Consider the following 1,756-nt stretch of genomic DNA (forward strand, 5'->3'; position numbering starts at 1 on the left):
CTGCTCTTCCGAGAATTGCTTCCGCTTCATTCCGTCCGTCCCTTTGAGGGGCCGGTCTCTAGTTCCACCTGGATGAAAAAACGGGGGTCACGTCAGCCGCGGCAGCGGCCGTCCGGGGACAATCCGCAATAGGACAAAGCGACCACGCTGTGACGAAGATGGAAGGGTAATTGCGATGCTGATGAAGGCCTCGCGCACGATCGCTATTTACGGCCGCCATTCTACCAGCATGCAGACGGCCACATTGAGCGCCGATCAGGCTGTATCGTGCATGAAGCTGGTCGACTATCTCGGTGGCCGGGTCGTCGCGACCTACCTCGACCCGGAACAGTCGGGCTATCGTCGCGCCCGAGCGGGGCTGAAGAAGCTGCTAGGCAATATTGAGAATGGCCGGGTAGATATCGTCGTATGCGAAGCGCTCGACCGCCTCGCCCGCGATGCCGAGGATGTCGCCTGGCTCGGCAAGAAACTGGCCTACCACCGGGTGTCGCTGCATACCGTCAGCGAAGGTCATGTGGACGAGATCAAGTTCGCAGTCGCAGGCCTCTTGGGCGCGATCTTTTTGAAACACCTCATCGACAAGACCGTTCGCGGGATGGCCGCCGTCCTGGCCGGCCGCTTCGCCGGCGGTCGTGCCTATGGCTTCAAGCGCGTCATCAGGCTCGACGCACGCGGCGAGCTCATTCGCGGATTGTTGGAGATCGACGAAGCCCAGGCGGATATCGTCCGCCGGATCTACACCGAGTTCGCGGCCGGACAGTCGTCCATCCAGATCGCCAAGGGGCTCAACGAGGACGGCATCCCCGGCCCGCGGGGCGGACAATGGAACGCCTCGACCATCCGCGGCGACCCAAAGAAGGCCGTCGGCATCCTCAACAACCCGCTCTATGTCGGTCAGCTCGTCTGGGGTCGCCGGCAGTGGCGCCGCAACCCGGACAGCGAGACGCGCGAACGGCGCTATCGGCTGCGCGACAAGTCGGAATGGGTCGAGGTTGCCGTTCCATATCTGCGCATCGTCGACGACCACCTCTGGGACGCGGTGCATGCCGAAATCGAGCAGCGGCAGCGACCGCAGGCCGACGCACCACTTGGCCGACAAAACCGCAAGAAGCATCTTCTATCGGGCCTCATCCGCTGCAGCGTCTGCGGGTCGAACTACACCATCAGCGGCAAGGACTATTATCGCTGCGCCGGCCAGAAGGAGCGCGGCACCTGCGGCAACACCGTGTCGGTCCGCAAAGCGCTCGTGGAGCATGCGACGATGGCGGTGTTCCAGCATCACCTCTTCACGCCCGAACATGCGCGCATCTTTGCAGAAGAGTTTGCGCGGGAGCGAGACCGGCTTACCCGTCATGCCGAACGCCACGACGATGCGTTGATCGAACGTCTGGCGGTCGTCACTGCCGAGATCGCCAACCTTGGCGCGAACATGCTGGCCGGCGTCATCAGCGAAACGTTGACGAAGCTGCTGGTCGAGCGCGAGACCGAGAAGCAACGGCTTGAAGCGCAAATCCAGCTTCAGCCAGACATCGAGACGATCACCCTGCCCGCACCTGCCGACCTGACCGCGATCTTCGCCAAGAAGGCCCAAAACCTGAGGGAGACGCTGAACGAGGAGAAGATCCGCGGCGACGCCGCAGATATCCTGTCGCGTCTCATCGAGGGCATAAGGACACCGAAGCTAACTTATCAGTGGCCTGAAAACGGGGAGCAGGTCAGCGAGTTACCGATTTGGCGGCGTGGGCCATAAACGACA

General features: G+C 62.3%; 1 protein-coding gene. It reads left to right on the plus strand.

The window, feature by feature from the left end; all coding sequences use genetic code 11:
* Positions 1-175 precede the first annotated feature (175 nt).
* Positions 176-1,750 carry a recombinase family protein gene (locus GGQ80_RS18255; protein ID WP_183987535.1) on the plus strand — a complete coding sequence of 525 codons (1,575 nt, stop codon included), beginning with the start codon at positions 176-178 and terminating at the stop codon, positions 1,748-1,750.
* The last annotated feature ends 6 nt before the right edge of the window (positions 1,751-1,756 follow it).

Source organism: Sphingomonas jinjuensis, assembly GCF_014197105.1.
Taxonomy (GTDB): domain Bacteria; phylum Pseudomonadota; class Alphaproteobacteria; order Sphingomonadales; family Sphingomonadaceae; genus Sphingomonas; species Sphingomonas jinjuensis.

Coding starts and splice junctions, on each gene's coding strand:
- GGQ80_RS18255 (WP_183987535.1), top strand. CDS start 176: ATGCTGATGAAGGCCTCGCGCACGATCGCTATTTACGGCCGCCATTCT.